Source organism: Rhizobium sp. 768_B6_N1_8 (genome assembly GCF_051811225.1).
GTDB lineage: Bacteria > Pseudomonadota > Alphaproteobacteria > Rhizobiales > Rhizobiaceae > Rhizobium.
Genome location: NZ_JBPWPV010000001.1, coordinates 2,243,440 through 2,270,023 on the forward strand (window position 1 = coordinate 2,243,440; position 26,584 = coordinate 2,270,023).

The window sequence follows — 26,584 nt, forward strand, 5'->3', positions numbered from 1 at the left end:
TATAAGGAGCGCCACCAGATATTACGGCAGGTGTTGGCGAGGTCGATCATGGCTCCTGCAGATGCCACAACTTGGCCTATTCTGGCAAGAGCCGCTGCAAAACTCTTGCGGCAGGTAGCCTGCCCTCAAGGGTTTTGGGACAGTCTGCCTGAGTTTCGCGACAAATCGGCAAAGCTGTCGGTTCAGACAACTTCTAACTGTCGCAAATATCCCTGCGCAGAAGTTGGCGCTTCGCGAACGACTTTGGTGACACGCCACGGGCCGAGTACTGCCGTTTATCCACTCCGGAATGCGCTGAAACATGCGTCGAGAGCGGTCATCGGTTCATTTGCGGCACGCGTGACCGCCGGCAAGGTCGGGAAACGGGCAATTCGACCACATCGCCGCATGAAACGATCTGCTTCGTCCGCGACCCGTGACAAAACCGCGGGATCGGTCAAGCGTGGATTGACGGCAAAGGCGGCTAATGCGCCAGCGATCCATCCTGCTCGCGCTCGGCCACCGGCACGACGATGCCGGAATAGAGAATGGGTGATCCGCTCTGATCGCGAAAGGCCCGGCCGAAGGCGGCGACCATCCGGTACCGCCCGTCCCTGCCCCAGACACGGTAGGTATTCTGCTGTGCGATATCGGCAACGAGCACTTCTGAGATCTTCTTTGCCAGTTCCGGCCGGTCATCGGGATGGACGCGTGCAAGGTAGTCTTCCAGCGGCAGGCCGCGCACGGTGGCGGCAGCATCGAGGCCGAAAAGTTCGGCGAGCGCGCTGTCTGCAAAGACGAGGTTCTTGACGATATCCCAGGTATAGATCCCCGCATCGCAGGCTACTTCCTCGAATATCCCGACCGAGTGAACGGATTGCCCAGTCATTGCCTGCATGTTCCCCCGACTGTTTTAGTAGAAACTAAAGGTTTGCCGGACAACTTCAAGGTAGGATTGACCGCAATACGGTGCAGGGCGCCGGCGCATTCAGGCCGGCGACCTTGAGATGATGCCCGTGCCGCCGAGACTGCACGGATCGGCCTGCTGGATGACTACGTTTTTCTCTGCGCCCTTAGAACCTCGGAAAAGGCCCTTTGCGCGCTACGTATAAAATGTTTCGACCTCGCTGATACTCAGCGCGCCATTTCGCTGAAAGGGCAAACATCATCTTCGAAAGGCACGTGCCTTCGACGAAACTGCGTGCCCTCCACAATCTCCGGCTTGCTGATCCGGTCCATGCGAAAGTGGCGGAAATCCTCGCGGGCGGCATCCCAGGCGACGAGATACCAAAGTGGCGGCAGGATGAGCATGGCCTGCGGTTCAACCTCGCGCAGTGTTTCCATCCCCTTGGCATCACGGTAGCGGAACCGAAGATGCAGCCGCTGGAGAAAACTCGTCTCGAAGGCTGGCAGCAGCCCGGAGTCGATCGAACCTATGTCCGAAATGTCCTGCTTGGGCGACAATTGCCCGACATACAGGCAGTCCAGAAGCCGGCGCAGGTCTCGCACCTTGTCTGCCGAAAGTGCCCTTTCGATCTTCGCGAGCCCCGCATCGGCGAGATCGGAGAAAGGAAGGGAGCGGCCCGCGCGCACGGCCGCAACGCTGATCAGGAGCGCGAATACCTCGGTCACGGAGAGCCGGGTGGTGGTCTGCACCGACTCCGGGTCAAGCTGCAGCCCGCCACCTCGGCCGGATTCGGAATGGATGAGGAAGCCCTGGTTACGCAGCGCTCCGATGTCGCGCAGCACCGTTCGCCTGGAAGCACCAACTTCCTCCGCCAGATCGTTGACCGTCGAGGTTCCGTTGCGCCGGAGGATACGCACGATGGCGTCGTGTCTGAGGCGGATGTTCATTTGCGTAGCCTAACACATTCGGTGCCAAAATTTGGCACCGATTTGCCCTAGGCAGGTCATGGCAACCCCACAAGGAGACAGACCATGACCTCCCTAGATCAAACACGCACGACCGCTGCAAAGCCGATCATCGTGAACCCTTCCCACCTGCACGACCCGACACCGAATGGCTACAGCACAGCGGTCATCACTCCTGCTGCCGGCCGGCTGGCCTTTATCTCGGGGCAAGGCGGGCAGGACCAGACCGGCGCTCTCTCGCCAGACTTCGCCACACAGGTGGGACAGGCCTATACGAACCTCGCCGCCGTGCTCGAAGCGCTTGGCGCACGCCTGGACCAGGTCGTGAAACTGACGGTTTACGTGGTCGACCACGATATGTCGAAGTTGGGCATACTGACGGAGAGCGTAACGCGGATGTTCCGCGATACGCTTCCGGCACAGACGCTGGTTCCGGTGCCGAAGCTCGCCATCGATCCCATGCTCTTCGAGGTTGAGGCTGTGGTTCTCCTGGATTGAGCGCCCGCCCGTGCAAATAATGGCTGGCCGGCTGCGCCTTTCCCGGCCAGCCGGACCGCCTGTCGAGCGACGCGCGGCCGGAGAACGTCAGCCGAGCCCCTCCTCCGCAAACGCCCGGATCACCGAAGGCAGCGCCCGCATGTGATCGAAGGACCTGCTGAGCGCCTCCGGCAGTTCGACGCCGCTCCTGGGCGCGACCATCAGCACCCAGCGCCGTCCGCTGCGCATCGTTCAAGCGTGACTTGGGTCCGGGAACCTTGCCATCGATCAGCCCGTCGGGGGCATTCGCATTGAACCGCAAGACCCAGTCACGCACGATCTGAAGGGTGACATTACCAAGACGCGCTGCATCCGAGCGCGAGCCTCCGCCATAGATCAAGGCAAGCGCCAAAAGACAACGCGCCTGCGCCGCATGCTTGCTCTTGCGGGCCAGACGCCGAAGACCTTCCGCGTCAAAATCCGCCCGCAATGAAATCGCTGCTCCCATCGCAAACCTCCCGTTTGCAACAGAGATTCTGATTCATCGTCATTTGGGAAACTCAAGTGTCTAACTCAGCAAGAGGGCGTATTAATCCGTGTCAGCTTGCCGGATTGCGCGCCGTGACGATCCACGCCGCACCGTCGATCATCACCGACCGCTCACCGGGGCAGCCCGCGAAGACGGCACGAACCGCAGCCGAGGCGCGGGCGCGGATATCGTCGGGCTGATCAGCGAGAGAGCGCGCCAGCGGGCCGACCTCGAGTGTCATCTTCACCGCGTCGTCGAGCGCCGCGTCCCGCGTCTCCCCCTTGCCGAACGGGATGGAGGCATCGAATGGCGCGATAGCGACATCGGTGAAGCCAGCCACCGTTAGAATACGCGCCACCCGCCCCTGGTCGCCAAACGAGAACGGGCCGGGGGCTTCGGGACCGGGCGGCGTCATCGGCGGGAGGATGCCCTTCATCGCGCCCATCGGCAAGCGCACCCAATCGTTCTCGGCCATGCCGCGCCAGCAGACGAAAGCGACCCGCGCGCCCGGCTTGAGCGCACGGCGCATATGAGTGAAGGCCGCCGTAGGATCGTCAAAGAACATCACTCCGAAGCGCGAGAACAGGATGTCGAACGCGCCCTGGGGCAATTCGGTGCTGCTGGCGTCGGCCACCTGGAACACGGCCGGCGTATCCTGCGGCGCTCGCGCGCGCGCTCTGCCGATCAGCGGTTCGGATATGTCCACGCCCAGCACATGGCCCCCCGCGCCGACGCGGGCGGCCAGATCCAGACTAGACGCCCCCGCGCCGCAGCCGACGTCCAGCACGCGTTCGCCCATGGCGGGCGCGGCGGCTTCTATCGCGGCCTGGCCGAACACCGCCATCATGGCATCGAGCCGGGCCTGGTAAGTGACCCAGCGCTCCCCGCTTTGGCCTTTCCAGTCGGCCACCTGATAAACATTTTTCTCCGTCATGCCATATCCTTTGTTCTTATCCGTTCTTAACCAGGCTATCCGCCCGCGTGGTCGTTCCCACCGTGTGCGGCGACGAACATGGCGACGGCGGACCGGCAATAGGATTCGATTTCGTTGTCGTCCTCTGCTCTCGCCTGATCGAAGCGTGCGATAATCAAGAGATCGGATCCTTTGATAAGCGCGGCAAACAAGCGGGCGGACCGGAGAGGATCGGGCACGTTCAGAACCGCCTTCGCGTGCAACTGACGCAACAGGGCCTCGATTTGGGCGATGACATAGGCGGGGCCGGCTTCGTAGTGGAGCTTGCTTAACGACTTTTGATTCGTCTTGTCGGCCATGATCATGGCTTCGACACTGCGGACGTCCGGGCTCAACAGCGTGCGAAGCAGGGATGTTCCCACCGCCATGAGCTGATCTTCTGCCGAACCGTCGACGCCTTCAATAAGAGCCTGTGGTGCAAACTGATGGCAGTGGGCCGCGATGGCCGCACTGAACAGCGCCTCCTTGTTCTCGAAGTGCCGATAGATGCTGAGCTTGGATATCCTCGCTCGCTGGGCGACCTTGTCCAATGTCGTCGCTTGGAAACCCAATTCCACAAAGAGTTCGCACGCGGCGTCGACTATCGTTTGGCCAAGCGCCTCGTTGGCGGGCCGGCCGCGCCGGCCCTGGCTGTTTTCGGTCACGACAAATCCAGTCCTTGACAGTATCCTAATTCTTGACTTACGATACCATATAGTATCTAAAAGGTGCAAGCCAATGCGTAGGTGCCCTCCAAATCAAGCTTCCCTTGGGCCGCCCGGCGATATCGAATGCGGCATCGTCCGGCCGGTCAACACAGTGATGGGCGACTTTCTCGTCGATGCCGAAGCCCTGCTCGCTGCCCGTCTCGAGCGCGTATCGCTGGACGATATTTCGCGCCAGGCCCAGCCCAACCCCTTCCATCCACACCACGGAGCTCATCACCATGGATGACGTCATCATCATCGGCGGCAGCTTTGCCGGTCTCGCCGCCGCCCTGCAGCTCGGCCGCGCCCGCCGCAAGGTCACCGTTCTCGATACCGGCCTGCCGCGCAACCGCTTCGCCGGCCACTCGCATGGCCTGCTCGGCCACGATCACAAGCCACCGCTGGACATCCTGGCCGAGGCGCGGCAGCAGCTGGCGCGTTATCCCACGGTCAAGCTGGTCAATGCCCGGGCCGACAGCATCTCCGGCACCATCGACGATTTCTCCGTCCTCACTGGCGATGGCGAAAGCCTTGGGGCGCGCCGCCTGATCCTGAGCTATGGCGTTGCCGACCAGATGCCTGACGTTCCGGGCTTTGCCGAAAGCTGGGGCACATCCATCGTGCCCTGCCCCTATTGCGATGGCTTTGAAGTCGCCGGCCAACATTGGGGCCTCGTCTGGTCCGGCCCGCCGTCGCACAATTATGTCAGGCTGTACCACGATTGGACCGACACATTGACCGTCTTCGCCGATGGTCACGACATTGCACCCGATATCCGGGCCGATCTCGCGCGCCGCAACATACCTGTCGTTGATGGCCGGATCACCGAAATCGCCCGTCACGGGGGCCATAATGCCACCGTCAAGCTCGATACCGCCCCCAATGTCGCAGTCGATATTTTGTTCGCGCATCCGCGCAACAAGCCGTCCGCAAGCCTGCATGAATCACTGGGACTCGCCACGGTCGATACGCCCCTCGGCATCGCCCTCAAGGTCGACGAGCGCCGCGAAACCAGCGCGCCCGGCATCTACGCCGCCGGCGACCTCGCCAACCCAGCCATGGCCTCGGTCACCACGGCAACATCGTACGGCGCGACGGCGGGTATCTCCGCCCAGCAGTCGATGCTGGTTTGAGAAGACACACGTGGAGTTCGAACACGTCACTTTCGACCTACCACACGGCACCTTTCACGCGCTGCAGGGTGATGATCCCGATGGTCAACCGACGATCGTCTTGCACGGCTTCCCGGACCATCCGCCGACCGCGAAGCCCTTCCTTGCCGAGCTCGGCCGCCGTGGCGGTCAGGACCAGACCGGCGCTCTCTCGCCGGACTTCGCCACACAGGTGGGACAGGCCTATGCGAACCTCGCCGCCGTGCTCGACGCGCTTGGCGCCCGCCTGGGCCAGGTGGTGAAACTGACGGTTTACGTGGTCGACCACGATATGTCGAAGTTGGGCGTACTGACGGAGAATGTAACGCGGATGTTCGGCGATACGCTTCCGGCACAGACGCTGGTTCCAGTGCCGAAGCTCGCCATCGATCCCATGCTCTTCGAGGTTGAGGCTGTGGTTCTCCTGGATTGAGCGCCCACCCGTGCAAATAATGGCTGGCCGGCTGCGCGCCTTTCCCGGCCAGCCGGACCGCCTGTCGAGCGACGCGCGGCCGGGGAACGTCAGCCCAGCCCCTCCTCCGCAAACGCCCGGATCACCGAAGGCAGCGCCCGCATGTGATCGAAGGACCTGCTGAGCGCCTCCGGCAGTTCGACGCCGCTCCTGGGCGCGACCATCAGCACCCAGAACAGGTAGCAATCGGCAACCGTCATCTCGTCGCTGACAAGGAACGTCTTGTCGCCCATCTGCTCGGCCAGGATTGCAAAGGCCTGCGCGAGCTTTTCGCGAGCACGCTCCTTTTCCAGCTCGGGGAAATTCCTGAAGAAGGGCTGGTACCTTGAATGGATCTCGGAGGACATGAAGGCGAGCGCCTCGAGCGCCCGCCACCGAAGGATGGGATCTCCCGGCAGGAGCTTGCCGCTCTTCTCGGCGATATAGTTCAGGATGACCTGGTTCTCGGTCAGGATCGTTCCGTTCTCGAGTTCGAGCGTGGGAATATAACCCTTCGGATTGATCGAAAGGAAATCGCGGCCGTCCTCCGTCTTCTTGTCATGCTTGATGCTGATGAGCCTGTAGGAAAGCCCGGTCTCGATGAGCGCGATATGATCGGCCAGGCTGCAGGCGCCGGGATAGTAGAAGAGGTTCATAATGGTCTCCTGGTGGTGACCCCTCTCCGCTTTTCCGCCGGGAGATAAGGTCTACAATGTTGACCACGGCCATTTATGAGACCTAAAATTATCCGTCAAAAGCATATCTTTGGGAGCTGGTCAGATGGATGTGACTGCCAGGCCGGCAGGAGCCGACTGCAGAGGTGTCAGCGAGATCCTCAGCCGGGTCGGCGACAAATGGACGATCCAGGTCGTCGTCGCACTTCGGCTGGGTGCGCGACGGTTCAATGGGCTGAAGCGCGAGGTTGGCGGCATTTCGCAGCAGATGCTGACGCGGACGCTAAAGACGCTGGAACGCGACGGCATGATCAAAAGAACCGTTCACCCCAGCACCCCGCCGCAGGTCGAATACACGCTGACGCCGCTCGGGCACTCCCTGTCGGAAACCGTGCGGCAGCTCGCCGACTGGGCGGCCGAAAACAGGCAAAATATCGAGGATAACCGCCTGAGCTACGACACCAGTCGGGAGGAGGAAGTCTAGAGCCTTTCCTGGTCAGATTGCAGCATTCTGCCGGAGCAGGTTTTCGTCAGGGCAAAGGCGATTGGCGAAGGGCATACCCCTCGGTACGTCCGAGCCGATCGCCTTTGATCCTGGCGGAAAGATGCCCGGCCCTAGCTGGTTTGCAAGCAAACCACCGGGGTTGGCTGAAACGGGTCGCCTGATCGATCGGCCGGCTTGGCCGTAGATCTGGGCTACGACGCGCGCCGGCCGGTCGACCATCCGACTCCGTTTGAGCCAACAGAATGCTGCAATCTGACCAGGAAAGGCTCTAGGATGCGCCGGCGGCTGCATTATTGACACCGCACCTCCCATCCAGCTTTCCTGATCGCTCGCCTTCCCTTACAATCCCTTCCGGACACAGAGGACTCCACCATGAGCGAAGACGCCTTCAACATGTCGATCCGCAAGTTCCTGAAGGAAGTCGGCGTGACCTCACAGCGCAAGATCGAGGAGACGGTGCGTGACCACCAGATCGGCGGCAAAAAGCTGAAGGTCCGCATGACGCTGACGGCGGAAGGCACCGCCCTCAACCACGTGGTAGCAGGCGAAATCGAACTTCCGTAGGCAGGCGAACGACGCGATCAAGGCAAGGCGATGAGTGTGAGCCGGCCGCTCTACGCGCCCATCAATAGTAAGGCGAGACGCACGCCTGTCGTGGACCGTGATAGGGCTGGAACGTGTTGTCGTAAGCTCTGTAGGACCGGTAACGTGCAAAGCACCAGCGCACATGTCCATTGCCGCCATAATAGGTCTGGCGATAATAATAGCGTGGCGCGTAATATCGCGTCGAGCCGTAGTAGTACGGACCTTCATAGGTCGAGCCGTAATAGCCCTGATCGTAGTAGCTGGGGCCATAATATCTAGGCTGCGCCAGCATTCCGCCGATGATCGCGCCTGCGGCCAGGCCGCCGAGCGCCCAACCCCAATCGTTGCCACCATGGTGGCGATAGTATCCGCCATGATATCCGCCATAGTAGCCGCCATAGCCGCCACGGTAGCGCACCGGTTGCGTCTGTAGCGCCTCGACATCAGGGGCGACAATGGTGGGAAATGCCTCGGCCGGCAGGGCGCTCGTCAGCGCCGCCGTGAGCGACAGGGCAATGATTGCGAGCCTCTTCATTGGCTTCACCTTTCCGTCTAAATCGCAGCCGATCATTATAACGCGGAAAGGACGGCGTGGCACTTAATTTCCAAGCGGGGACGGTGTTCCCGGGCTGACTTTAGTCGCCATTTCTCCCGCGGCGGTCGATCCGTCTTGCGCCACCGCTGGCGGCATCTGCTGCCGAATTCCGCAAACCGCTCGCTCCCTCCAGATCTCTGCGCTTGTCGCTATCACATGCGAAGGACAGGCCATGTTGCTGCAACGCTTCAACCTGTGGCCGTTGACACGATCGGATCGCCTCCAAGCTTTCCACGTCGCCCTCGCCCGCTCCGTCACCCACCCTTGTCACCCGCCCGTGTCACCCGCCCTTGTCACCCGAATGCAGCATTGACTGACCCGCGCCTCGACCTAGAATCTCCACAAGGTCGATCCATCGGGCTGGGGTTAACGCATCTTGAGGAGGGTGCCATGCCTAATACTGATCTGCCGAAAGCTGAAAAATCAAAACAGGCCAAGCCAAAAGCCGATATGCCGAACGGCATCAAGCAACCTGACATGCAGAAAGTCGACGCCCTCGTCGGTCGCCTCGTAGGCGATCTCGGGGCTGGGGTGTCAGGCGTTCTCGTCGTGCTCGGTGATCATCTCGGTCTGTTCAAGGCGATGATGGATGGGCGGCCGCGCTCCTCGATGGAGCTTGCGGAAACGACCAGCCTCACGGAGCGCAACGTGCGCGAATGGCTGGCCGCCATGGCGGCCTCCGATTACATCACCTATCACGAAGCGTCCAACAAGTTCGCCATGACGCCCGAGCAGGCGCTGGTCTTTGCCAATGAGGACAGCCCCGCTTTCTTCGGAGGCGCCTTCGAGATCGTGCAGTCCATGTGGATGGACGAGCCGAAGGTGGAGGAAGCCTTCAAAACGGGGCGCGGTCTTGGCTGGCATGAGCACAGCACCTGCCTCTTCCGGGGCACCGAGCGCTTCTTCCGGCCGGGCTATAACAGCCATCTCGTGACCGAGTGGATTCCGGCGCTGAAGGGCATGAAGGAAAAGCTGGAACGCGGGGCCGAAGTCGCCGATGTCGGCTGCGGCCACGGCGCCTCGACGATCCTGATGGCCCAGGCATTCCCGAAATCGCATTTCCACGGCTTCGATTATCACGGTCCGTCGATCGAGCGGGCAAAGCGCGCTGCGAAGGAAGCAGGTGTGGCCGACCGGGTCACCTTCAGCAAGGCATCCGCCAAGGATTTTCCGGCCGGCGACTATGATCTGGTGGCCATGTTCGACTGCCTGCACGACATGGGCGACCCTGTCGGCGCCGGCCGCCACATCCGCGAGACGATGAAAAAGGACGGCACCTGGATGATCGTCGAACCCTTCGCCCATGACGGCCTGAAGGACAACCTCAACCCCGTCGGCCGCGTCTATTACGGCGCCTCGACGATGATCTGCACGCCAGCCTCCATGGCCCAGGAAGTCGGCCTCGGGCTTGGCGCGCAGGCGGGCGAGATGAAACTGCGCAAGGTGGCGCTGGATGCGGGATATCACCACTTCCGCCGCTCGAGTGAAACGCCGTTCAACATGATCTTCGAGGTGCGGAATTGAGTGGGGTTGGATTGAGCTAGTACGGCGCGGTCACCCACCACCGCCCCTCGTTCCCTCCTCGTGCCGGCACGAGGGATGTCACAGGAATCCAGCCTGCCCAAGTCCTTGGGCAGGAGAGACTTTTCTTCTCAATCCATGAGTCATTCACCGCGCCGACGCGCGGTGGCTGGATTTCTGTGACAGGCACAGGAATGAGGGAAGTTGGGGTGCCGGCGGGTGCAATTACCGCCGGCCTGCGGCTTCTCCCCGCGAACAACGCAACATGGCGAGCCACTGGAAATAGCCGAGCGTAGCAATGAGCAAGAGTACCGCTCCAAGGCCCATCCACATCAATGATAGGGTTGCGGAGTCGTCGTGGGATGTCGAGATGCCCCAAAGAGTCCACAGCGGCCGGACGACGCGATAGGCGATGTAGGCTGCATAGATCTTGGAAAAGGTGCTCCAATATCGACGGTCGATTATCTCAAGGTCGAACCCATAGCTGAGTACGGCCGCAACGCCAAAAAGCTGCATGACGCCGTCGACAAACATCTCGACCGTGGGCTCATTGCTATAGAGAATATAGACGCAATCCAGGAGCCAGAGGCAAAGCGCTCCCGCAAATAGTTTCCACAGCACAACGTGCCCCCCGAAGCTCGCTTATTGTTTTGATGGTATCGCATGGAGATATCAATTTATGCGAGCATCGAGCCGCGAAGTTGGTGCCGTGGTAAATGAACTGTTAGGGCAGTAGCGCGGTTGGCTTTGGGGCGATGGAGTCCGTCTAAGCTCCCTTCGGCCTCACGGCGAGCCGAATCGGTATAGCGCCATCACCAAACGCAAAAAGCGGCGCCCAAAGAGCACCGCTTCAAAATCATCAATCATACCAAGCCGTAGCAAGGCGAGGCTCGAAAACCCCTAGCCCTTCTTCGGCGCCCTGGTCTTCTTTGCCGGCGCCTCGGGGGCTGGCTGGGCGAGCCTCAGCGCGCGCAGCTTTTCCGTTTTCTTCTGCCGGGCGGCAGCTTCGCTTTCAAGGATGTCCCTGGCGACAGACGTCGTCTGCTCGGCCTTCGCCTGCGGCGAAAGCTTTTCGGGCTTGAAGAACGTGTCCTTCGTCTCGGTCATGCTTCCTCCTTCTCGATGGATCGGGAGACCGGGAAAAGATCAGCGACCGCCGCGGGCGGGCATCACCTTCTTCTTCGGTGCCGGCAGCAGGCCTTCGCGCTGCGCCTGTTTGCGGGCGAGCTTGCGGGCGCGGCGGATTGCTTCGCCCTTTTCGCGGGCGCGCTTTTCCGACGGCTTTTCATAGGCGCTGCGTTCCTTCATTTCACGGAACACACCTTCGCGCTGCAGCTTCTTCTTGAGCACACGGAGGGCCTGATCGACATTGTTGTCTCGGACGAGTACCTGCAAGATTTCTCCTTAATCAGCTTTGCTGCTGTTATTTCCTGATGCGGATCGAATTCGAATTGATCCAGCTCGATTTAGAACTTTCGGAAGCCGCCCGCACTTCGGTAGGCAGGGGCGCCGAGGGCGATGCCGCGACGTCTATATCATCCTGGCGGATGCTGCGCTCGAAATTCTCACTCTGGAACCGGACGCGATAATGGACGAAGCCCTGCGCGGCCGGCAGGACGGATAGAATGTTGCCCGAGCCCGAGGGCTGGACGCTGCCGAGAACGCCATGCTTGAGCATGATGGTGTCACCCGGCCGGTAACGACGGCTTACCATATCGTTCTCCACATGAAATCAAAATAAAAGGCCGGGACTACTCCCGACCTTCCCCGGCCAGTTTCTGGCCTCTGTCTTCGTCTCCGCGCGCCAGTACATCCGTGGTCGCGCGAAGTCGTGACAAATTCTTAGGCAGCGCGGAGGTTGTCAGCAGAGCTCTTGCCCGAGCGACGGTCCTGCACGATGTCGTAGGTGACCTTCTGTCCATCTGCGAGCGAGCGCAGACCTGCGCGTTCAACTGCAGAAATGTGGACGAAAACGTCGGTGCCGCCGTTATCCGGCTGGATAAAACCGAAACCCTTGGTGGCGTTGAACCACTTGACTGTACCTGTATTCATAACGATCTCCTTTCAAAGCAACCGTTGAAGTTCCCCGCGATACCCTGCGGGATTGGGTCGATTATTTGGAAGGAAATCTGACGAGAGCGCATAGGCTCTTCAACGACGTCACAAGCAATGGTCGATGAAGGCAATATAAGGTCAAATTTAAATTTGGCAACAGAAATCAGCAGAAAAACTTAAAATCGCTGGCAAGTTCCGGCTGTAAACGGCTGATTTAGCGCCGGAATATTTGCTCGCGTTCTTGCTGCTGGAGGGCTGCGGAACGTCGAAAAAGCTGACCGTATGCCGTGTGGCCATCCCTCTGCCCTGCCGGCCACCTCCCCCACAGGTGGTGGAGATTCGCTGGGAACACCGGCTCCGCTCTGGACGACGACACCGATCGGATGCAGTCTGACGACAGTGACAAGGGGGCGTGTCATGTCCGGGGACATCATCATCCGCGAGCTTTTCGGCATGGATGAGATCGCAACGATCTTTCCGCTCAACAGCCAGGTCGGCCACTTGAGCGAGGCCGTGTTCCGCGATCGCATGTCGGCGATGATCGCGCAGGGCAATTACCGCTGCATCGCCGCCTATATGGGCGAGCGCATGGTGGGCATCTCAGGCTTCTGGATCGGCACGCAGCTCTGGTGCGGCAAATATATGGAGGTGGACAATTTCTCCGTCGACGAGGAACTGCGCAGCCGCGGCATCGGTGCGGCGATGATGGCCTGGATGGAGGCGGAAGCAGAGCGCACGGAATGCGCCGTCATCCGCATCGCCATGATCCTCGGCCGCGAGCGCACGCATCAGTTCTATCAGAGAAACGGATATTTCGACGACGGGCTGCTGATGGTGAAGGCACTGAGCCGGGGCGCGGCCGAATTTCCGGAATATGTGCCCGGCCCACCCGTCGCTGGATAGCCGGCGTCTCGCGGCCGGAGGCGTCATCACGCATGTAAGATATGGCCTTGGGACCAGCCTCGATGTAGGAAGGATCTCGGCGCAACCCCAGCGCTTCGATTAAAAGCAGCGCCTCGATTAAAAGCCCACGGGAACGACATATGGCGACGAAGCCGGTTGAACATGCTGTAAGGATCCGCCTCGCCAGGCCCGCCGACATGGAAACCCTCGGCGGCTTCGGAGCCCTGCTCGTCACGCTGCATCACGAACTGGACGCCAAGCGCTTCATCGAAGCGGCAAAAAGCACGCCGGCGCGCTATGCGCAGTTCCTCGAAAGCGAGCTCGCTCTGCCGGAGACGGTGCTCCTCGTCGCCGAAGATGAGGGCGCGCTGGTCGGCTATGCCTATGCCGCGCTCGAAGGCTTCGACTATATGTCCCTGCGCGGGCCGGCAGGCGTCATCCACGATCTCTTCGTCGATCCGGCGCGGCGGCGCGAAGGCGTTGGCCGCATGCTGCTGGAAGCGACGATGGCCGGCCTGAAATCCCTCGGCGCCGAACGCTTCGTGCTGTCGACCGCCTACCGCAACGAGACCGCGCGCAGCCTGTTCGCCGCCATGGGCTTTCGCCCGACGATGGTCGAGATGACGCGCGAAGCGGATCAGGACGTCGGCTGACCGGCGTAGAAGCCTAGTTCAGCACCAGTACATTGAACGTGGTGTCCCTGATCAACCCGTCACCGTGGGGAGCGCGCAGGACGAACTTGTCTTTGCCCGTATATCCGCCCCTGGCGGTATAATAGAGAACGAGACCCGGTACCTCGACATTCCGGCAGCGGGCATACTGTCCGCTCGCATCGGGAAAGACCCGCTCACGCGCAATCTCGACACGTCCATGCTTCGGAGCCTCGACGATACGGGTGACCGGCACATCTGCCAGCCTGCAGTTATTCTTGATGTGCCAGTGCTGACCGAGCTTCGACCGCACGCCCGTCATCACTGTTCATCGAAAGCCGAACAGGGCGGGCAGACCTTCTATTTCTCTGGGATCTGCGACTACATGAAAACCCCGACACCACAGCCGGAGTGAGCTTTGGCACCCTCCACCGGTATCCGGCTACCGGATATCCTGTGCCCTATATGCGCCATCGCGAATAAAATTGTGCAGTGCGGCTCTCCTGTCTTGCGCCTGCCTCCGGTTGGCGGTTTTTGGGAACTTCTGGCTGCAGGGAGAATTCATAGAATGAAGCCCCCTCGCCCTTCTTCGCATGGCAGGAGTGGACCATGGCAAAGGCAACTGAGTTCAAGACCATCAGGGCGCTCGCCGTAGCACTCAGCGCCGCCCTGCTTTTCAGCGGCGCCGCCAAGTGGCCGGCCTTGCCGAACTCGGGCTTTTTGATCGGCCGGGGTGCTGCACCCGAAGATGTCGATAACGGAACGGCGATCTTCGCAGCCGGTCATGATGGCAGCAGCGATGGAAAGCCGCTCGATATCGAAATCCCGCAATACGGCTATTTCCGCGAACAGGACAAATACGTCATCATCCTGCAGGCCGAGAAATATGACGGGCAAAGCATCATCGGCGCTGAGACATTCGATGGCGAGAAGGTGGTTGGCCTGATCGACGAGTTCGAGCTGCTGGGCGTCCACGCCCGGTAGTTTTGTGCGCCGGCGCACGGCCGGGGGTGGCACATAAAAAAGGAGGCTCGTCGGGAAGGACGGCCTCCAATTTGCGTCAAGTCGGCCCAGCTCCACAAGGCCGATCTCACCCTAGCCGTTAGCCGGGCAATCGCCACCCCCAATCGGGTGATGTTTTGCGGGATTGCGAAGATTTTCGAGAAAACTGAACGGATTCAAAGGTGTATTCCGTTACGTGAGGCTCGTCTGGGTGGAATTCGTCCTACCGCTCTCCTTAGGTAAGCTGCGGTCGACGATAGCGGGACGGCAGCACCGCCCACGCGGCACGCCCCTCCTCACTCTTCAGACAGGCGCCAACCCGCCGCCTCCTCCACCATCACACCCGCCAGCGCTCCAGTTGCGCAATCGCCATGTCGGCAATGTCTCGCAAGGTCGCCGTATCCGCGCCATCGCGCGCCTGCACCGCCATGCCCTGGATGATCGCGCCGAGGAAGCGGGCGAGCGCGGTCACATCGGCATCCGGGCGCAATTGCCCTTCACTGATGGCGCGCCGCAAACGCTCCACGAAGCGGCCGACATTGGCCTCGCGCAGCTGGCTCATATGGGCGGCGACATCGATATTCTCGACGGCGGCCGTCAGCACCGCAGTCGAGATCATGCAGCCGGGCGGATAGCCGGGTCGGGTGAAATTGACGGCCGTGTCCTCGAGCAGCGCGCGGAAGGCATCGACCACGTCTTCCGCCTCCTGCCAGCCGCTTTCGCCGACATTGTGCAGATACCAGCTCACCGCATCGCGGTAGAGCTCGGCCTTGGAGCCGAAGGCGGCATAGAGGCTTTGCGGCGTGATGCCCATGGCCTCCGTCAGGTCCGAAATCGAGGTGCCCTCATAACCGCGCTGCCAGAAGAGGATGGCCGCCCTGCCCAGCACCTCGGCGCGGTTGAAAGCTGGTGGACGGCCGCGGCGGCGCTTTTCTTCATTTATCACAGTGATCACTCTTGAATTCCTCTGACGCTCCGTTATTCTGGAGTGGTCATTGTGATAATAGGAGGATCGTGATGTCTATTCCAGAGCAAAGATCGGGCCCAGAGCAAAGATCGGGGCCAGAAAAAACATCGCCAGCGCTTGATCGGGCGATCGACAGCGCCATCGCAGAGCGGCGCATCGTCGGCACCGTCGTGACCGTGCTGAAGGATGGCGAGATGGTCTATCGCCGTGCCGCCGGCCTTGCCGACCGCGAAGCCGGCCGTCCGATGGAAGCCTCGCTGGTCTTCCGGCTCGCTTCGCTCACCAAGCCGGTCGTCACCGCTGCCGCCATGCATTTCGTCGAGACGGGCGCGATCAAGCTCTCCGATCCCGTCACGGCCACCCTGCCGGATTTCCGCCCGGCGCTTGCCGATGGCAGCCGGTCGGTCATCACGCTGGAACATCTGCTGACCCACACATCCGGCCTCGGCTACGGCTTCATCGAGGGGCCGGAGGGCGCCTATCGCCGGCTCGGCATTTCCGACGGGCTCGACCTCGTGGATTTCGACCTGGACGAGAATATCCGTCGGCTGGGTGAAGCCCCGCTCGCCTTTGCGCCCGGCAGCGCCTGGCGCTATTCGCTCGGCATCGATGTGATCGGCGCGGTTCTGGAGCGCGTGGCGGGTGCGCCGCTGCAGGAGATCGTCGCAAGGCATGTCACCGGCCCGCTCGGCATGGCCGACACCGGCTTTCTGGCCCGCGCGCCGGAACGTCTGGTCAAACCCTATCTGGACGGCACCCCGGAGCCGGAGGCCATGCGCGATGGCAGCACCACGGGCAACGCCATCTTCTCGCCGTCGCGCGCGCTTGCGCCTTCCGCCTATCCCTCGGGTGGTGCGGGCATGGTCGGCACGGCAGACGACATGCTGCGCTTCTTCGAGGCGATGCGCACCGATGGCGGCGGCATCCTGAAACCGGAGACCCTTGCCGAAATGCGGCGCGACCGCATTGGCGCGTCCGCCCAGTCGGACGGCCCCGGCTGGGGTTTCGGCCTCGGCTGGGCAGTGCTCGCAGATCCGGCCGCCGATGCCTCGCCGCAGGCGCCGGGCACGCTGCAATGGGGCGGCGCCTATGGCCATAACTGGTTCATCGACCCCGCCAACGGGCTGACCGTGCTGACGCTGACCAACACGGCCCTGGAGGGCATGTGGGGCCAGTTCAAGACCGATATCCGCAAGGCAGCCTATGCGGATATCGTGGGAACGCTCGCGGCATGACGGACTGCGGTGGCCATCCTCGCTGGAGGACGCCCTGACCTTTGAACCGACGCATCAGGCTTTCCGAAAATCGATTCCGATTTTCGGGCCGATGCTGTGGCCGCCGCCTACGCCGCTGCCGGCACCAGCCCGTAGCGGCTCATGATCGCCTTCACCTTCTCCAGATCGGGCGGCCCGCCGGCGGCCATGAGATCGGCAATTTCACGGAAATAGGCAGGGCCGAGCACGCCGGGGGTCAGGACGTTCAAGACGGTTGCCGGCTCTTGGCTGTCATTGCGGAAGGAATGCACCACGCCGCGGCCAATGAAGGCTGACCCGCCCGGACCGATCACATGATCGGCGCCGTCGATGCGGAAGGTGAGCGTGCCCGAGAGACCATAGACCACCTCATCCCAGCTCTCATGATAATGCGGCGCCGGCACTTTTGCCTGCGGCGCGACCGTCATGCGGAAAAGATCGAGGCTGCCGGCCGTATCATCCTTGCTGTGCAGGAATTCCAGCGCCAAACCGCCGATCCTGATCGTCTCCATGAGCGCACCCTTTGCGGTTATGTCACTGGCTGGTGGGCAGGATATACCACAGAAGCGGCTGGTCAAATGGGGCTTGAATTGACCGCTGGGTTTGGCGCTGACCAACCGGCCTCTTCCGCGCCACTGCTCAGACGCCCTCCACGGCAAGCCAGATGACGCTCGTGACGAAGAGGAGGCAAAAGCCCGCGGCGATGCCTGCGAATATGCCGGCGGCAAGGCTCGACTTCCGCCCGACCCACCAGGTGACCGCCGGCGGTGCGACCAGCAGGCACAGCGCCTGCAGCACCACGACAGGACCCAACCGCATATCGAGGTCGGAGATGACCAATGCCAGTGCCACCACCCAGAGGAAAATACCGCCGAAGACGATGATACCGGCAACTGCGCCGAGCGCTGCGCCATAGGTCTTCCGGACCCGTCCGGTCTCCCAAAGGGCGGGCGGCAGGGCCAATATCCATGGCAGCAGGTCGGTCAGAGTGTGCATGCGGCAAGCTTCGCAGGCAGACGTTAATTTGATCCTCGCTCTCGCCTTCTTTCCCCATCATCAGCTACGAGTCACGGGTTACGAGTCAGGAGATGCCGATGCTTCGCACCATGTTCGCCTTTGCCCTGTTCCTTGCCGGCGCGTTTGCTGCCAGGGCCGAGACTCCCGATGCGGGCGGCACGCCGGCCCCTGCTGACCCCTGCACGCGCCAAAGCTTCGAAGGCGCCGTCTATATCGTCTGCGATGTCGATCCCGCAAAGGCGGATCTGCGCCTGTTCTGGAAGGATGCCGGGGGCAAACCCTATCGCAGGTTTTCGGGCGTTGCCGATACTGTCACCAGTGAAGGACATCGGCTCCTCTTTGCCATGAATGCCGGTATGTACCGCGAGGATTTCACGCCGATGGGGCTTTATGTCGAGGATGGCAGGGAGCTGATCCCGGCCAATACGGAGGCGCCGCCCAAGGTTTCCGGCCCGGTGCCGAATTTCTTCAAGCAGCCGAACGGCATCTTCTATCTCGATGAGACCGGCGCCCACATCATCCCTACCGGGGATTTCCTGAAGCAGCGGCTGAAAACGCGCCTCGCCACGCAATCCGGCCCGATGCTCGTCATCGCGGGCAAGATCAATCCGATCTTCATACCAGGCTCGAGCGACCGCACGCGCCGCAACGGTGTCGGGCTCTCAGCCGACGGCACGCTCCGCTTCGTCATCAGTGAAGGCGACGTGAATTTCCACGATTTCGCAAGCTTCTTCCGCGACGAACTCAAATGCCCCGACGCGCTCTTCCTCGACGGCGGAAACGGCACCGGGCTCTATAATCCGGCGCTCGGCCGCAACGATACATCCTGGCACGGCGGCTACGGGCCGATCCTCGGGCTTGTGGGCGAGAAGCAGGGCTAGGTGGCGTGGACACTTGTCTGATCGATAAGACGATGGCGGCGACGCGCGACTACCGACAGACCACGGGAACCGGCGTTCGCTCCCCGGTTTGCCGTAGAATGAAAGCGATCTGCACCTCCGTGAACTTCGACTTTTTTCATGCCGAAAACTCGGTCTGGACTGGAATTTCCAGTCTCAACCGGTCCGGAAAATCGGAGGTGTCAAAGCGGCAACAATGCGTCAGGCTTCACATCACCGATTGATGCGTAACTGTGGGTTTCTCTGACGCCAGGAAGCGGCAGAATGACCCGCTGCAGGAATTCCTGAAACGTCGCCATATCAGCTATTCGTGCTTTGACCAGGTAGTCGAAGCCACCAATCACCATATGACATTCGATGATTTCGGGTGCCTTCGCAACAGCCTCTGCAAAGCGGTCGAAGACGTGCGGCGCGGTGTGATCGAGCCTTACCTCGATAAAGACGAGCGTGCCGCGTCCGATCTTTGAAGGCTCGAGCACAGCCCGCACAGCGCGGATAAAGCCTTCACTGAAAAGCCGCTTGATGCGCTGCGATGCGCCGGTGGGTGACAATCCAACGCGTTCGGCGAGGTCAAGAACAGTCCGGCGACCATCTTCTTGCAATAGCCCGAGCAGCATCCGATCGACACGGTCCAAGTCACTCATTTCTGATTCACACTTTCTTGGGTTAGAATGCGCGACAATCACGCAAATAAGTCGAAATTACTATATTTCGTCGCGCCGTTTGCCGCAATACGGTTGGAAAGTAACCAAACCCCAACCAGACGAAGGCAAGCAACATCATGGACAGAACCCAACCTGCCTTAAGCACTCACACCAAAGGTGAGATCAAGATTCTCTCGCTGAGCGAAGCGGAGGTCAAAACATGCATCGACCTGCGCAAGCTGCTCGACGCGCTAGCGGACGGGTTCAAAGCGCTCTCCGACGGTCGTGTCGTCAATCCAGCGCGGCCACAACTCGATATTCCGAATGCGGGCTATTCGTTGGCGATGCCGGCCTGGATGAAGGGAATGCATTTGACCGTAAAACTGGTCAACGTGTTCGAAGGCAATATCGCCCGGGGCATCCCCAGTCACCTCGCAACAATACATCTCTTCGATCCAGAAACAGGAATGCCTGTTTGCATTATGGATGGTACCTACATCACGGCCGTACGCACGTCTGGCTCAGCGGTCCTCTCGGTGCGAGAGCTCGCCAGGCGCAATGCCAAGGTCGCAACCGTCGTGGGCGCGGGCGTTCAAGCTAGCCAGCACCTTCACCTGTTGCCGCTCGTTCGCGATTTCCAGGAAATTCGAGTGTTCTCTAAAGATTTTGCTGATGCGCAGGCGCTGGCTTCACGTCATCAAGGCATCACTGCCGTCGAGGACCTCGAGGCGGCGATACGCTCTTCAGATGTTGTGTGCCTCGCGACGCACTCCTATGTCCCCGCAATATCCGCAGAATGGGTTCGACCAGGAACGCACGTGTCCTCGGTTGGTGTCGCGCCGCCCGGCGGCGAACTTCCGATCGATTTGATCGCTCGCGGCACCCTCTTTGTTGAGACGCGGGATTCGTTCGCGCCAACACCCGTGGGCTGCTGCGAACTCGCAAATATTGATCCCGAGGCAGGCACCGATCTTGGTGCGATGTTGCTGGGGCAGCGATCAGGCCGGACGTCTGATCAGCAGATCACGATCTACAAGGCCATGGGCGTCGCCATGGAGGATATGGTGGCAGCCGACCTCGCTTACCGCGAGGCCAAACGCCTGGGTGTGGGCCAAGCTATTTCTCTCTAGACGGCCTGGACTGTTATCTGATCCATAGGACGATTGCTGCGATGGTGACGACGGCGAGGTAGTTTCTCGCCGTTTTCTCGAAGCGCGTTATGCGGCGATATCCGCTCCCATTGCACATCACGCAAAATCAGACGATCCAAAACACCCATGACTGCCTCCAGAAGACAGTCTTGAATCTGATTTGCTCAGCCTTGGGGATCCCAAGAGTCCGCACGACCTGGGCGCTGAACTCAGGCCGGCCCTATCAAGCAGGCTGCATGGCCGTCAGCTGCCGCGTCTCGACGATCTCGGCGAAATCGGATTTCAGATGCGCCATCGTCACGTCGAAGATCGCTCGGGCCGACAGATGCGCATCCGGCAGGTCGAAGCCGAGCACGGCGTCGCTGACGACGCTCATCTTGAAGCCGAGATCGGAGCCAGCGCGCGCGGTGGTATTGACGCAGAAACCGGCAACCGCCCCTGCCACGACAAGATGCGTGATGCCAACCTCGTGCAGATAGCCTTCGAGCTCGGTCGAGGCGAAGCCAGACGACGTGCACTTGATGAAAACAGGTTCATTCTCCCGCGCCACGGCGCAGGGCATCGGCTGGTAGCCGGGCGCCGTCTCATGCAGCGCCGAACTCTCGTCGGCGTCGCGATGGCGGATATGGATGACCGGCTTGTGCGCGGCGCGGAAGGTGGCGGCGAGCTCTGCGATCTTTTCTCCCGCTTCGCCGTTCACACGCTCGCGCCCGGCATTGAGCCGCTCCTGCATGACCATCTGCATATCGATAATGAGGAGTGCGGTGGTCATGGTTCCCTGGTCCTTTTCCGCGCTTGAAGGGCTCTGGGAAAGCTCTAGCATTTGCGGCTGGCCAAGTCGCTCGCAAAACAGGGCAACGGGGTCAACAGGTCATCACTTCTGCGCCAGCGAGAAGTAGGAAGAGGCCGAAGCCTCGTGGACTTGGGCTGCAAGGGCGTCAGCCGCCGTGCGCCTCCCACCTCGCATTCCCCGCCTCCCCTCGATCGAAACGGCAACAGCGACGTGACCCGATCGAAGTTTGCTCCAAAGGACGAAGCTGCAATCCGCATTGTCGATGCCGCGAGCCTTCATGGTTCCCCGCGACAACCAAAGGCTGAATTCTCCAAAATTACATTACACCACACCGCAAAATACCGCTATGATCCCGCCATCATAGCCAGGGGTGGTGAAATGATTTCGTCGCTTCAAAACCTGCTCGCGGGGCGCGTCGATGTTTGCGTCGTCGGCTCTGGGCCTGTCGGTCTGGCGCTGGGCATCGCGCTTGCCCGGTCGGGGCTTTCGGTCGCGCTCCTGGAATCCGGCGGCAAGGCGATCTCGGAAAAGACGAACCGGCTGGCGTCTGCGGCTTCCATCAGCACCGCCCACCATGCCGAAGCGAGCCTGACGATCCGCCGTGCAGTCGGCGGCACCTCGAAGGCCTGGGGCGGCCGGTGCGTGGAGTTCGACGACAGCGATTTCGATGGCAGGCCGGCGCGCGGCGATGCCCGCTGGCCGATCGAGCACAGCGCCTTCAGGGCCTATTATGACGATGCCCGCACCTTTCTCGGCGCCGAACTGCCTGACGTCGAGATGCCTGACATGGAAGGTGAGTTCGAACCCTCGATCGAGAGCTGGGCCCGCGAGCCGGATATGGCCAAGGCGCATGGGGCTCTGATCGAAAGCCTGCCGAACCTGCACCTCGTCACCCAGGCAACCGTGATCGGGCTCGATCTCGATCGCGAAGGCGCCCGCACGAAACGGCTCATGGTGTGGCATCGCGGCAAGCTGCATTCCGTGGGGGCAACGATCTTCGTGCTGGCCTGCGGCGGGCGCGAAAATGCCCGCCTGCTGCTCGCAGCGCAGGAAATCGCGCCGCGGCTTTTCGGCGGCGTCGATGGCCCGCTCGGGCGCTATTACATGGGACATCTGGCCGGCGAGCTCGCCCGCATCCGCTTCACCGATCGCAGCTTCATGGAAAAGATGTTCTTCCGGCGAAACGGCACCGGCGCCTGGTTCCGCTCGCGGCTGATACCGAGCATCGCCCTGCAGAACGAGCACGATCTTTTAAACAGCGTCTTCTGGCTGCGCAGCCCGCCGCTGGAAGAGGTCTATGCGACGGCGGGCGCCCGCGCCACGCTGAACATGTTCAGGGCGATCACCGGCAGGCGCAAGATGCGCCGGCTGTCCTTCAAGGCGAGCGTCTCCGACACCACCTCGCTGTCCGCTATGGTCGCAAACCCCATGCAGAGCTTCAACGCCGCCCTGCAGCTGACGACGGCAGCGCTGAAATCCGAGCGGCAGCCGAATTTCTTCGTGAAGAACGGCGAACATCTCTACTGGCTCGCCTATCATGGCGAACAGCGACCGGTCGCTTCCAACCGCGTGCGGCTGAGCTCCGAGGTCGATGAAACCGGCCTGAAGCGGCTGGCCGTCAGTTTCGACTTCGACGAGGAAGATCTCGCCTCGCTGATCAGGTGCCACCATGCGCTGGCGGAATGGATCGGCAAACGGCGGATCGGCACCTTCGAATGGCTCCATCCCGAAGACGGCCTGCAAACCGCCGTCCGCCGCCAGGCGCTCGACGGCTACCACCAGATCGGGCTCACCAGAATGGGCGCCTCGCCCCGCTCGAGCGTTGTCGATGGCAACTGCCGCTGCCACGACCTCGAAAACCTCTATGTCGCCGGCAGCTCGGTCTTCCCGGTATCAGGACAGGCCAATCCGACCCTGCCGGCGGTGGCGCTGGCGCTGCGATTGGCGGATCATCTGAAGGGGGAGTTGCGGGGGTAGTGCAGGCCATGCCTCCTCCGCCCTGCCCGGCACCAGCAGTCATTCGCCCTGATGATGTGGGCCACGGCTCGGCGGGTTGCCTCCTCCATCCACGATCGCCCGGACGACGAGCGCGATACGTTCGTCACGCATGCCGGGCCGAATGCGGCCCGACCGTTCGAGCTCGGCAAGCCCGTGAAGGGCCGCCCAGAAGGTTTCGGTCACGATCTCCGCATCGGCGCAAAACGGAGAGACCGCTGCTGCCAGCACCTCGAAACCGGCCCGAAGTTCCGCTCGCGTGTCGGCTTCGGCGAACCGCAATTGGGTCGGGAGGATAAACATCGCCTGATAGAGCGACGGGCGGCTATGCGCGAAGGCAAAATAGGCCATGGCGACATCCGTGAGGACATCTCGTCGGTCGTGCGCCCCGTCCACCGCCGCCCGAAGAACGGCCGTGAGCTCCCTGAAGCCCTCGACTGCGACTGCCGCTACGATCGCGTCCCTGTTCTCGAAATGTGAATAGAGGACCGGCTGGCTGTATTCGATCTCCTTGGCCAGGCGGCGGATCGTGACGGCGTCCCATCCCTCGGTCTCCGCAATTGCACGGGCTGCCGCGACGATACGATCTTCGCGATCGGCGCGTTCCCGGCTTTTTCGCTCTGCGATACCCATTCCCAACCTCCATGCCCTGCCCGCTGACATTAGGATCATATCACGGCTTGAATATCTAGCAACGCTAGCTTATATCTAGCACTGCTAGATTATTTCAAATCGCTAGAAGGATGGCATGATGGATTGGCTTCTGAATGGGATCGGCCTGCTTGTGGCCCTCGCAATTATCGCGATCGGCACCGGCTATATTGCGAGCCCGACGACCATGGTGCGCAGTTTTGGCCTGCCGCTTCCTGGAAATGACCCTGATATCCCCTCGTGGCTTCGCCTCAAGGGCGTTCGCGACATCGTGGCGGGATTGCTCGTGCTTGCCTTCCTGCTGTGGGGTGTCCAACGGGAGATCGGCATCGTCCTGCTGATCGAGGCAATGATCCCTGTCGGCGACATGCTGGTCATTCTCGCGGCGAAAGGCTCCACGAAAAGCGCCTTCGGCATTCATGGCCTCACGGCTGCAATCATGCTCCTGGCTGCCATTCCCATGATCACAGGTGCGCACTGAGATGGTTCATGCTCTCTCACTCTGGTTCCTTGTTGTCGCATTCTCAGGCGCGGGGATCGTCAATGCGATCGGCACATCAGCGACGCGAAGCGATTTTGCCCGGTGGGGCTATCCGCGCTGGTGGGGTATTTTGACGGGCGGACTTGAAATATCGAGCGCCGCCCTGATTGCGCTTCCCGTCAGCCGCATTCCCGGCCTGGCGCTTGGGGCGGTCGTCATCGCAGCCGCGATTTTCACTGTTCTGCGCCACCGCGACACTCAGCACCTTCCGCCGCTGAGTGTCTTCGTCAGCCTGATCGCCCTTGCCACGATCTCATCCTGAGCACCGTGAGCATATACCCTGACGGGATTCAAGAGGTTGCACAATTCACGATAGCACAACATCTGTTAGAACATTTTCCGGGCGCCAATGATCTTTCATACCATAATCAGCAATGGCTAATTGTTGTTATCGGGACCTGGAGTGCATCATTTCCCCGGCAGGTTGGGAAGACGCAGTCGAAGATCATCAACATCCAGGTGGAGGAAGAACCATGAAGCGCATCGCAGCTCTCGCAACGATCCTTGTTTTCGGCGCATTCCCCGCAATCGCCGCGACCGCGATGACCGGCAAGGAACTGACGGCCCTGTTGTCAAACGGCAAGGAACTCACCCTTGGTGGACCGAAGGAAGGATATAGCGGCACGCTGTCCATATCGAAGGACGGGACCGCCAAGGGTCAGGTCAAGCTCGACAACGGTGACGTGATCCTGATCGAAGGCAAATGGCACATCGCCGGCAACAAGTTTTGCCGAACCTGGAAAGGCGGCCGGGACGCCGGAAAGGAAATCTGCGAGACCTGGAACAAGACCGGCCCGAACTCCGTGCGCGTCATGAACGCCAAGCGCGATCTCGGCCTCAACTCATGGTGATCGCCGAACCGGCTGGACCGGCTATTCCCCCTTTTCGTCGGTCTCGTCCGCCGCAGGCTTGGTGCTGAAAAGGCTCTTGAGCGCATTGGTCTTGGATTTTTGCGCCTTGCTCAACTTCAGCGCCCGATTGGCGGCCTTGGCCTGTTCCAGCATCATTTCGATCTGGATCTGCTGGATCTCCGTCAGCCGTTCCCACTGCCGGTTCAGCAGGTGGTCGACCTTTTCATGCAGGTGGCGGATTTCCAGCTCGGCCTTGAGATTGACCTTGTAGTCGTTGAGCGCCCGCAACCGGTCCTTCGCTTCCTGGCGGCGCTGGCTCATCATGATGATCGGCGCCTGCAGGGCGGCGATGGTCGAAAGGATGAGGTTCAGCAGGATGAAGGGATAGACGTCGAAGGCAGCCTTCTCGCCAAGCAGCAGGTTGATCCCCATCCAGACGGCGAGGAAGAAGCAGAAGGAGATGATGAAGGTCCAGCTTCCGCCGAAGGTCGCGACGACATCGGCGACACGATCGCCGAGCGAACGGTGTTCCTCGTAATCCTCTTCGATGTTTTCGGCGAGCGTGTCATGGGTCTTCAGGCTCTCGACGACCTCGTCCTCGAGGTTGGAGAGCTCGCCGCGTTCGTCGCGCAGCAATTCGGCAATGTACTGGCCGCGATAGTCATCGACCATCTTGCGGCTGATATAGTCGTCCGAGCGGATGCCAGGGTGTTTCTGCCGCACGAAATCGGCGAGCGCGGGACGCAGATCGTCAAAATGGAAGGCGTCCTTCTTCTTCAGTGTGTGGCCCGTGATCGCGTCCACCAGCTTGACCGACTTTGCCTTCGCCTGCGCCAGGCTCTTGGAATAGTCGTCCATCTCGACGGTGGCGGCCTCCCCGTGCCCGGCATCGAAGTCGACGATTTCGCCCGTTAAATCCAGGGGCTTCTCTTCTGCCATCTGCTGATCCTCGCTCGCAATTTTCGCCCGTCTAGCGATCAATTCGAACAGGATTGTGACATGAATTTCATCGTAAATTGAGGGGACTGAGCGTTTCAGGCAGTGACGCATTTGAGAATGTAGAGACGGCGCGGTATTTCCCTTCTCCCCCGCGGGGGTCCGAAGGACGGGTCGAGACACGCGGCTCGACCCTGGTCAGGTGGCCCGAAGGGTCGGATGAGGTGCCGTAGGGTGAGGTTTTTGCCTCTGAGGCTCGCACAAGGGACGAGCGGTTC

Annotated in this window: 37 protein-coding genes and 2 pseudogenes; 17 read left to right on the forward strand and 22 right to left on the reverse strand. The window is 61.2% G+C overall.

Annotated features, from left to right (window positions below; genetic code table 11):
* Positions 1 to 463 precede the first annotated feature (463 nt).
* On the reverse strand, positions 464 to 868 hold the full coding sequence (locus AB8B33_RS11480) for a PAS domain-containing protein (RefSeq protein WP_439015461.1): 405 nt from the start codon (positions 866 to 868) through the stop codon (positions 464 to 466).
* A gap of 245 nt (positions 869 to 1,113) precedes the next feature.
* Positions 1,114 to 1,833 carry a helix-turn-helix transcriptional regulator gene (locus tag AB8B33_RS11485; RefSeq protein ID WP_439015462.1) on the reverse strand — a complete coding sequence of 240 codons (720 nt, stop codon included), beginning with the start codon at positions 1,831 to 1,833 and terminating at the stop codon, positions 1,114 to 1,116.
* Positions 1,834 to 1,917: 84 nt separating this feature from the next.
* Here AB8B33_RS11485 and AB8B33_RS11490 point away from each other — a divergent pair, with 84 nt between their 5' ends.
* Positions 1,918 to 2,349, forward strand: a complete 432-nt coding sequence (locus AB8B33_RS11490; RefSeq protein ID WP_439015463.1) for a RidA family protein — start codon at positions 1,918 to 1,920, stop codon at positions 2,347 to 2,349.
* 202 nt (positions 2,350 to 2,551) lie between these two features.
* Here AB8B33_RS11490 and AB8B33_RS11495 read toward each other — a convergent pair.
* The 3 genes and pseudogenes from AB8B33_RS11495 to AB8B33_RS11505 all read right to left on the reverse strand — a co-directional run.
* Positions 2,552 to 2,836, reverse strand: a pseudogene (locus AB8B33_RS11495) (helix-turn-helix domain-containing protein); the annotation flags it as partial.
* Positions 2,837 to 2,927: 91 nt separating this feature from the next.
* The gene (locus tag AB8B33_RS11500; protein WP_439015464.1) at positions 2,928 to 3,791 is read right to left on the reverse strand and encodes a class I SAM-dependent methyltransferase; all 864 of its coding nucleotides are present in this window, start codon (positions 3,789 to 3,791) and stop codon (positions 2,928 to 2,930) included.
* 35 nt (positions 3,792 to 3,826) lie between these two features.
* The gene (locus AB8B33_RS11505) at positions 3,827 to 4,474 is read right to left on the reverse strand and encodes a TetR/AcrR family transcriptional regulator (protein ID WP_113325720.1); all 648 of its coding nucleotides are present in this window, start codon (positions 4,472 to 4,474) and stop codon (positions 3,827 to 3,829) included.
* 73 nt (positions 4,475 to 4,547) lie between these two features.
* On the opposite strand from AB8B33_RS11505, the gene AB8B33_RS11510 reads away from it, so the two are divergent.
* The 3 genes from AB8B33_RS11510 to AB8B33_RS11520 are packed head-to-tail and all read left to right on the forward strand — an operon-like array spanning position 4,548 to position 6,100.
* Positions 4,548 to 4,763 carry a hypothetical protein gene (locus tag AB8B33_RS11510; RefSeq protein ID WP_162748203.1) on the forward strand — a complete coding sequence of 72 codons (216 nt, stop codon included), beginning with the start codon at positions 4,548 to 4,550 and terminating at the stop codon, positions 4,761 to 4,763.
* Positions 4,756 to 5,649 (forward strand): NAD(P)/FAD-dependent oxidoreductase, encoded by an 894-nt coding sequence (locus AB8B33_RS11515; RefSeq protein WP_439015465.1) that lies wholly within the window; start codon positions 4,756 to 4,758, stop codon positions 5,647 to 5,649. The genes AB8B33_RS11510 and AB8B33_RS11515 overlap by 8 nt, the downstream gene beginning before the upstream one ends.
* A gap of 10 nt (positions 5,650 to 5,659) precedes the next feature.
* Positions 5,660 to 6,100, forward strand: coding sequence for a RidA family protein (locus AB8B33_RS11520; RefSeq protein WP_439015466.1), 441 nt, complete (start codon positions 5,660 to 5,662; stop codon positions 6,098 to 6,100).
* 89 nt (positions 6,101 to 6,189) lie between these two features.
* On the opposite strand, the gene AB8B33_RS11525 is transcribed toward AB8B33_RS11520, so the two are convergent.
* A complete protein-coding gene (locus AB8B33_RS11525) occupies positions 6,190 to 6,774 on the reverse strand; it encodes a glutathione binding-like protein (RefSeq protein WP_439015467.1) in 585 nt (194 codons plus the stop codon).
* 124 nt (positions 6,775 to 6,898) lie between these two features.
* Here AB8B33_RS11525 and AB8B33_RS11530 point away from each other — a divergent pair, with 124 nt between their 5' ends.
* Complete coding sequence (locus AB8B33_RS11530; protein ID WP_439015468.1) at positions 6,899 to 7,276, forward strand: winged helix-turn-helix transcriptional regulator; 378 nt, start codon at positions 6,899 to 6,901, stop codon at positions 7,274 to 7,276.
* A gap of 12 nt (positions 7,277 to 7,288) precedes the next feature.
* On the opposite strand, the gene AB8B33_RS11535 is transcribed toward AB8B33_RS11530, so the two are convergent.
* The gene (locus AB8B33_RS11535) at positions 7,289 to 7,516 is read right to left on the reverse strand and encodes a hypothetical protein (protein ID WP_113295669.1); all 228 of its coding nucleotides are present in this window, start codon (positions 7,514 to 7,516) and stop codon (positions 7,289 to 7,291) included.
* A 153-nt stretch (positions 7,517 to 7,669) separates the two neighbouring features.
* On the opposite strand from AB8B33_RS11535, the gene AB8B33_RS11540 reads away from it, so the two are divergent.
* Complete coding sequence (locus AB8B33_RS11540; protein ID WP_439015469.1) at positions 7,670 to 7,861, forward strand: DUF6494 family protein; 192 nt, start codon at positions 7,670 to 7,672, stop codon at positions 7,859 to 7,861.
* A gap of 61 nt (positions 7,862 to 7,922) precedes the next feature.
* Here the strand turns inward: AB8B33_RS11540 and AB8B33_RS11545 are convergent, their stop codons facing one another.
* Positions 7,923 to 8,417, reverse strand: coding sequence for a BA14K family protein (locus AB8B33_RS11545; protein WP_439015470.1), 495 nt, complete (start codon positions 8,415 to 8,417; stop codon positions 7,923 to 7,925).
* 522 nt (positions 8,418 to 8,939) lie between these two features.
* Here AB8B33_RS11545 and AB8B33_RS11550 point away from each other — a divergent pair.
* Positions 8,940 to 10,001: a class I SAM-dependent methyltransferase gene (locus tag AB8B33_RS11550; RefSeq protein ID WP_439017238.1), complete on the forward strand. Its 1,062-nt coding sequence runs from the start codon at positions 8,940 to 8,942 to the stop codon at positions 9,999 to 10,001.
* 222 nt (positions 10,002 to 10,223) lie between these two features.
* Here the strand turns inward: AB8B33_RS11550 and AB8B33_RS11555 are convergent, their stop codons facing one another.
* The 5 genes from AB8B33_RS11555 to AB8B33_RS11575 all read right to left on the reverse strand — a co-directional run bounded on the left by AB8B33_RS11555 (position 10,224) and on the right by AB8B33_RS11575 (position 12,050).
* Positions 10,224 to 10,619: a hypothetical protein gene (locus AB8B33_RS11555; protein ID WP_439015471.1), complete on the reverse strand. Its 396-nt coding sequence runs from the start codon at positions 10,617 to 10,619 to the stop codon at positions 10,224 to 10,226.
* A 279-nt stretch (positions 10,620 to 10,898) separates the two neighbouring features.
* Positions 10,899 to 11,105, reverse strand: a complete 207-nt coding sequence (locus tag AB8B33_RS11560; RefSeq protein ID WP_113321299.1) for a hypothetical protein — start codon at positions 11,103 to 11,105, stop codon at positions 10,899 to 10,901.
* Between the two features lie 39 nt (positions 11,106 to 11,144).
* Positions 11,145 to 11,393, reverse strand: coding sequence for a 30S ribosomal protein S21 (gene rpsU, locus AB8B33_RS11565; RefSeq protein WP_007819039.1), 249 nt, complete (start codon positions 11,391 to 11,393; stop codon positions 11,145 to 11,147).
* Between the two features lie 28 nt (positions 11,394 to 11,421).
* A complete protein-coding gene (locus tag AB8B33_RS11570; protein WP_113321298.1) occupies positions 11,422 to 11,712 on the reverse strand; it encodes a cold-shock protein in 291 nt (96 codons plus the stop codon).
* Between the two features lie 128 nt (positions 11,713 to 11,840).
* On the reverse strand, positions 11,841 to 12,050 hold the full coding sequence (locus AB8B33_RS11575) for a cold-shock protein (RefSeq protein ID WP_007819041.1): 210 nt from the start codon (positions 12,048 to 12,050) through the stop codon (positions 11,841 to 11,843).
* A gap of 420 nt (positions 12,051 to 12,470) precedes the next feature.
* On the opposite strand from AB8B33_RS11575, the gene AB8B33_RS11580 reads away from it, so the two are divergent.
* Both AB8B33_RS11580 and AB8B33_RS11585 read left to right on the forward strand, forming a co-directional pair.
* Entirely contained in the window at positions 12,471 to 12,956 is a 486-nt protein-coding gene (locus AB8B33_RS11580) for a GNAT family N-acetyltransferase (RefSeq protein ID WP_439015472.1), read from the forward strand.
* A gap of 140 nt (positions 12,957 to 13,096) precedes the next feature.
* Complete coding sequence (locus tag AB8B33_RS11585; protein WP_439015473.1) at positions 13,097 to 13,609, forward strand: GNAT family N-acetyltransferase; 513 nt, start codon at positions 13,097 to 13,099, stop codon at positions 13,607 to 13,609.
* 13 nt (positions 13,610 to 13,622) lie between these two features.
* Here the strand turns inward: AB8B33_RS11585 and AB8B33_RS11590 are convergent, their stop codons facing one another.
* A complete protein-coding gene (locus tag AB8B33_RS11590; protein ID WP_439015474.1) occupies positions 13,623 to 13,928 on the reverse strand; it encodes a hypothetical protein in 306 nt (101 codons plus the stop codon).
* Positions 13,929 to 14,215: 287 nt separating this feature from the next.
* On the opposite strand from AB8B33_RS11590, the gene AB8B33_RS11595 reads away from it, so the two are divergent.
* A complete protein-coding gene (locus AB8B33_RS11595) occupies positions 14,216 to 14,590 on the forward strand; it encodes a hypothetical protein (protein ID WP_113321294.1) in 375 nt (124 codons plus the stop codon).
* 355 nt (positions 14,591 to 14,945) lie between these two features.
* On the opposite strand, the gene AB8B33_RS11600 is transcribed toward AB8B33_RS11595, so the two are convergent.
* Positions 14,946 to 15,563, reverse strand: a complete 618-nt coding sequence (locus AB8B33_RS11600) for a TetR/AcrR family transcriptional regulator (protein WP_439015475.1) — start codon at positions 15,561 to 15,563, stop codon at positions 14,946 to 14,948.
* 62 nt (positions 15,564 to 15,625) lie between these two features.
* Here AB8B33_RS11600 and AB8B33_RS11605 point away from each other — a divergent pair, with 62 nt between their 5' ends.
* Positions 15,626 to 16,810, forward strand: coding sequence for a serine hydrolase domain-containing protein (locus AB8B33_RS11605; RefSeq protein WP_439015476.1), 1,185 nt, complete (start codon positions 15,626 to 15,628; stop codon positions 16,808 to 16,810).
* Positions 16,811 to 16,917: 107 nt separating this feature from the next.
* Here the strand turns inward: AB8B33_RS11605 and AB8B33_RS11610 are convergent, their stop codons facing one another.
* Together AB8B33_RS11610 and AB8B33_RS11615 are read right to left on the reverse strand one after the other, a co-directional pair.
* On the reverse strand, positions 16,918 to 17,340 hold the full coding sequence (locus AB8B33_RS11610) for a cupin domain-containing protein (protein ID WP_439015477.1): 423 nt from the start codon (positions 17,338 to 17,340) through the stop codon (positions 16,918 to 16,920).
* Positions 17,341 to 17,467: 127 nt separating this feature from the next.
* Complete coding sequence (locus AB8B33_RS11615; protein ID WP_113321290.1) at positions 17,468 to 17,824, reverse strand: hypothetical protein; 357 nt, start codon at positions 17,822 to 17,824, stop codon at positions 17,468 to 17,470.
* 98 nt (positions 17,825 to 17,922) lie between these two features.
* Between AB8B33_RS11615 and AB8B33_RS11620 the strand changes: the two genes are divergently transcribed.
* The gene (locus tag AB8B33_RS11620) at positions 17,923 to 18,726 is read left to right on the forward strand and encodes a phosphodiester glycosidase family protein (RefSeq protein WP_439015478.1); all 804 of its coding nucleotides are present in this window, start codon (positions 17,923 to 17,925) and stop codon (positions 18,724 to 18,726) included.
* Between the two features lie 200 nt (positions 18,727 to 18,926).
* Here AB8B33_RS11620 and AB8B33_RS11625 read toward each other — a convergent pair whose 3' ends face one another.
* Positions 18,927 to 19,388: an Lrp/AsnC family transcriptional regulator gene (locus AB8B33_RS11625; RefSeq protein WP_024324002.1), complete on the reverse strand. Its 462-nt coding sequence runs from the start codon at positions 19,386 to 19,388 to the stop codon at positions 18,927 to 18,929.
* A gap of 137 nt (positions 19,389 to 19,525) precedes the next feature.
* Here AB8B33_RS11625 and AB8B33_RS11630 point away from each other — a divergent pair, with 137 nt between their 5' ends.
* Positions 19,526 to 20,518: an ornithine cyclodeaminase family protein gene (locus AB8B33_RS11630; RefSeq protein WP_113321287.1), complete on the forward strand. Its 993-nt coding sequence runs from the start codon at positions 19,526 to 19,528 to the stop codon at positions 20,516 to 20,518.
* A gap of 13 nt (positions 20,519 to 20,531) precedes the next feature.
* Here the strand turns inward: AB8B33_RS11630 and AB8B33_RS11635 are convergent.
* Together AB8B33_RS11635 and AB8B33_RS11640 are read right to left on the reverse strand one after the other, a co-directional pair.
* Positions 20,532 to 20,615 (reverse strand): annotated as a pseudogene (locus AB8B33_RS11635) (IS5/IS1182 family transposase); the annotation flags it as partial.
* 147 nt (positions 20,616 to 20,762) lie between these two features.
* Positions 20,763 to 21,311, reverse strand: coding sequence for an isochorismatase family protein (locus tag AB8B33_RS11640; RefSeq protein WP_439015479.1), 549 nt, complete (start codon positions 21,309 to 21,311; stop codon positions 20,763 to 20,765).
* A 399-nt stretch (positions 21,312 to 21,710) separates the two neighbouring features.
* Here AB8B33_RS11640 and AB8B33_RS11645 point away from each other — a divergent pair, with 399 nt between their 5' ends.
* On the forward strand, positions 21,711 to 23,309 hold the full coding sequence (locus AB8B33_RS11645; protein ID WP_439015480.1) for a GMC oxidoreductase: 1,599 nt from the start codon (positions 21,711 to 21,713) through the stop codon (positions 23,307 to 23,309).
* Positions 23,310 to 23,348: 39 nt separating this feature from the next.
* On the opposite strand, the gene AB8B33_RS11650 is transcribed toward AB8B33_RS11645, so the two are convergent.
* Entirely contained in the window at positions 23,349 to 23,960 is a 612-nt protein-coding gene (locus tag AB8B33_RS11650) for a TetR/AcrR family transcriptional regulator (protein WP_439015481.1), read from the reverse strand.
* Between the two features lie 118 nt (positions 23,961 to 24,078).
* Between AB8B33_RS11650 and AB8B33_RS11655 the strand changes: the two genes are divergently transcribed.
* The 3 genes from AB8B33_RS11655 to AB8B33_RS11665 all read left to right on the forward strand — a co-directional run bounded on the left by AB8B33_RS11655 (position 24,079) and on the right by AB8B33_RS11665 (position 25,370).
* Positions 24,079 to 24,459 (forward strand): DUF4267 domain-containing protein, encoded by a 381-nt coding sequence (locus tag AB8B33_RS11655; RefSeq protein WP_439015482.1) that lies wholly within the window; start codon positions 24,079 to 24,081, stop codon positions 24,457 to 24,459.
* Position 24,460: 1 nt separating this feature from the next.
* Complete coding sequence (locus AB8B33_RS11660) at positions 24,461 to 24,781, forward strand: DoxX family protein (RefSeq protein ID WP_439015483.1); 321 nt, start codon at positions 24,461 to 24,463, stop codon at positions 24,779 to 24,781.
* Between the two features lie 211 nt (positions 24,782 to 24,992).
* Complete coding sequence (locus AB8B33_RS11665; RefSeq protein WP_439015484.1) at positions 24,993 to 25,370, forward strand: hypothetical protein; 378 nt, start codon at positions 24,993 to 24,995, stop codon at positions 25,368 to 25,370.
* 21 nt (positions 25,371 to 25,391) lie between these two features.
* Here the strand turns inward: AB8B33_RS11665 and AB8B33_RS11670 are convergent, their stop codons facing one another.
* Entirely contained in the window at positions 25,392 to 26,309 is a 918-nt protein-coding gene (locus AB8B33_RS11670; RefSeq protein WP_439015485.1) for a DUF1003 domain-containing protein, read from the reverse strand.
* Positions 26,310 to 26,584: the final 275 nt, after the last annotated feature.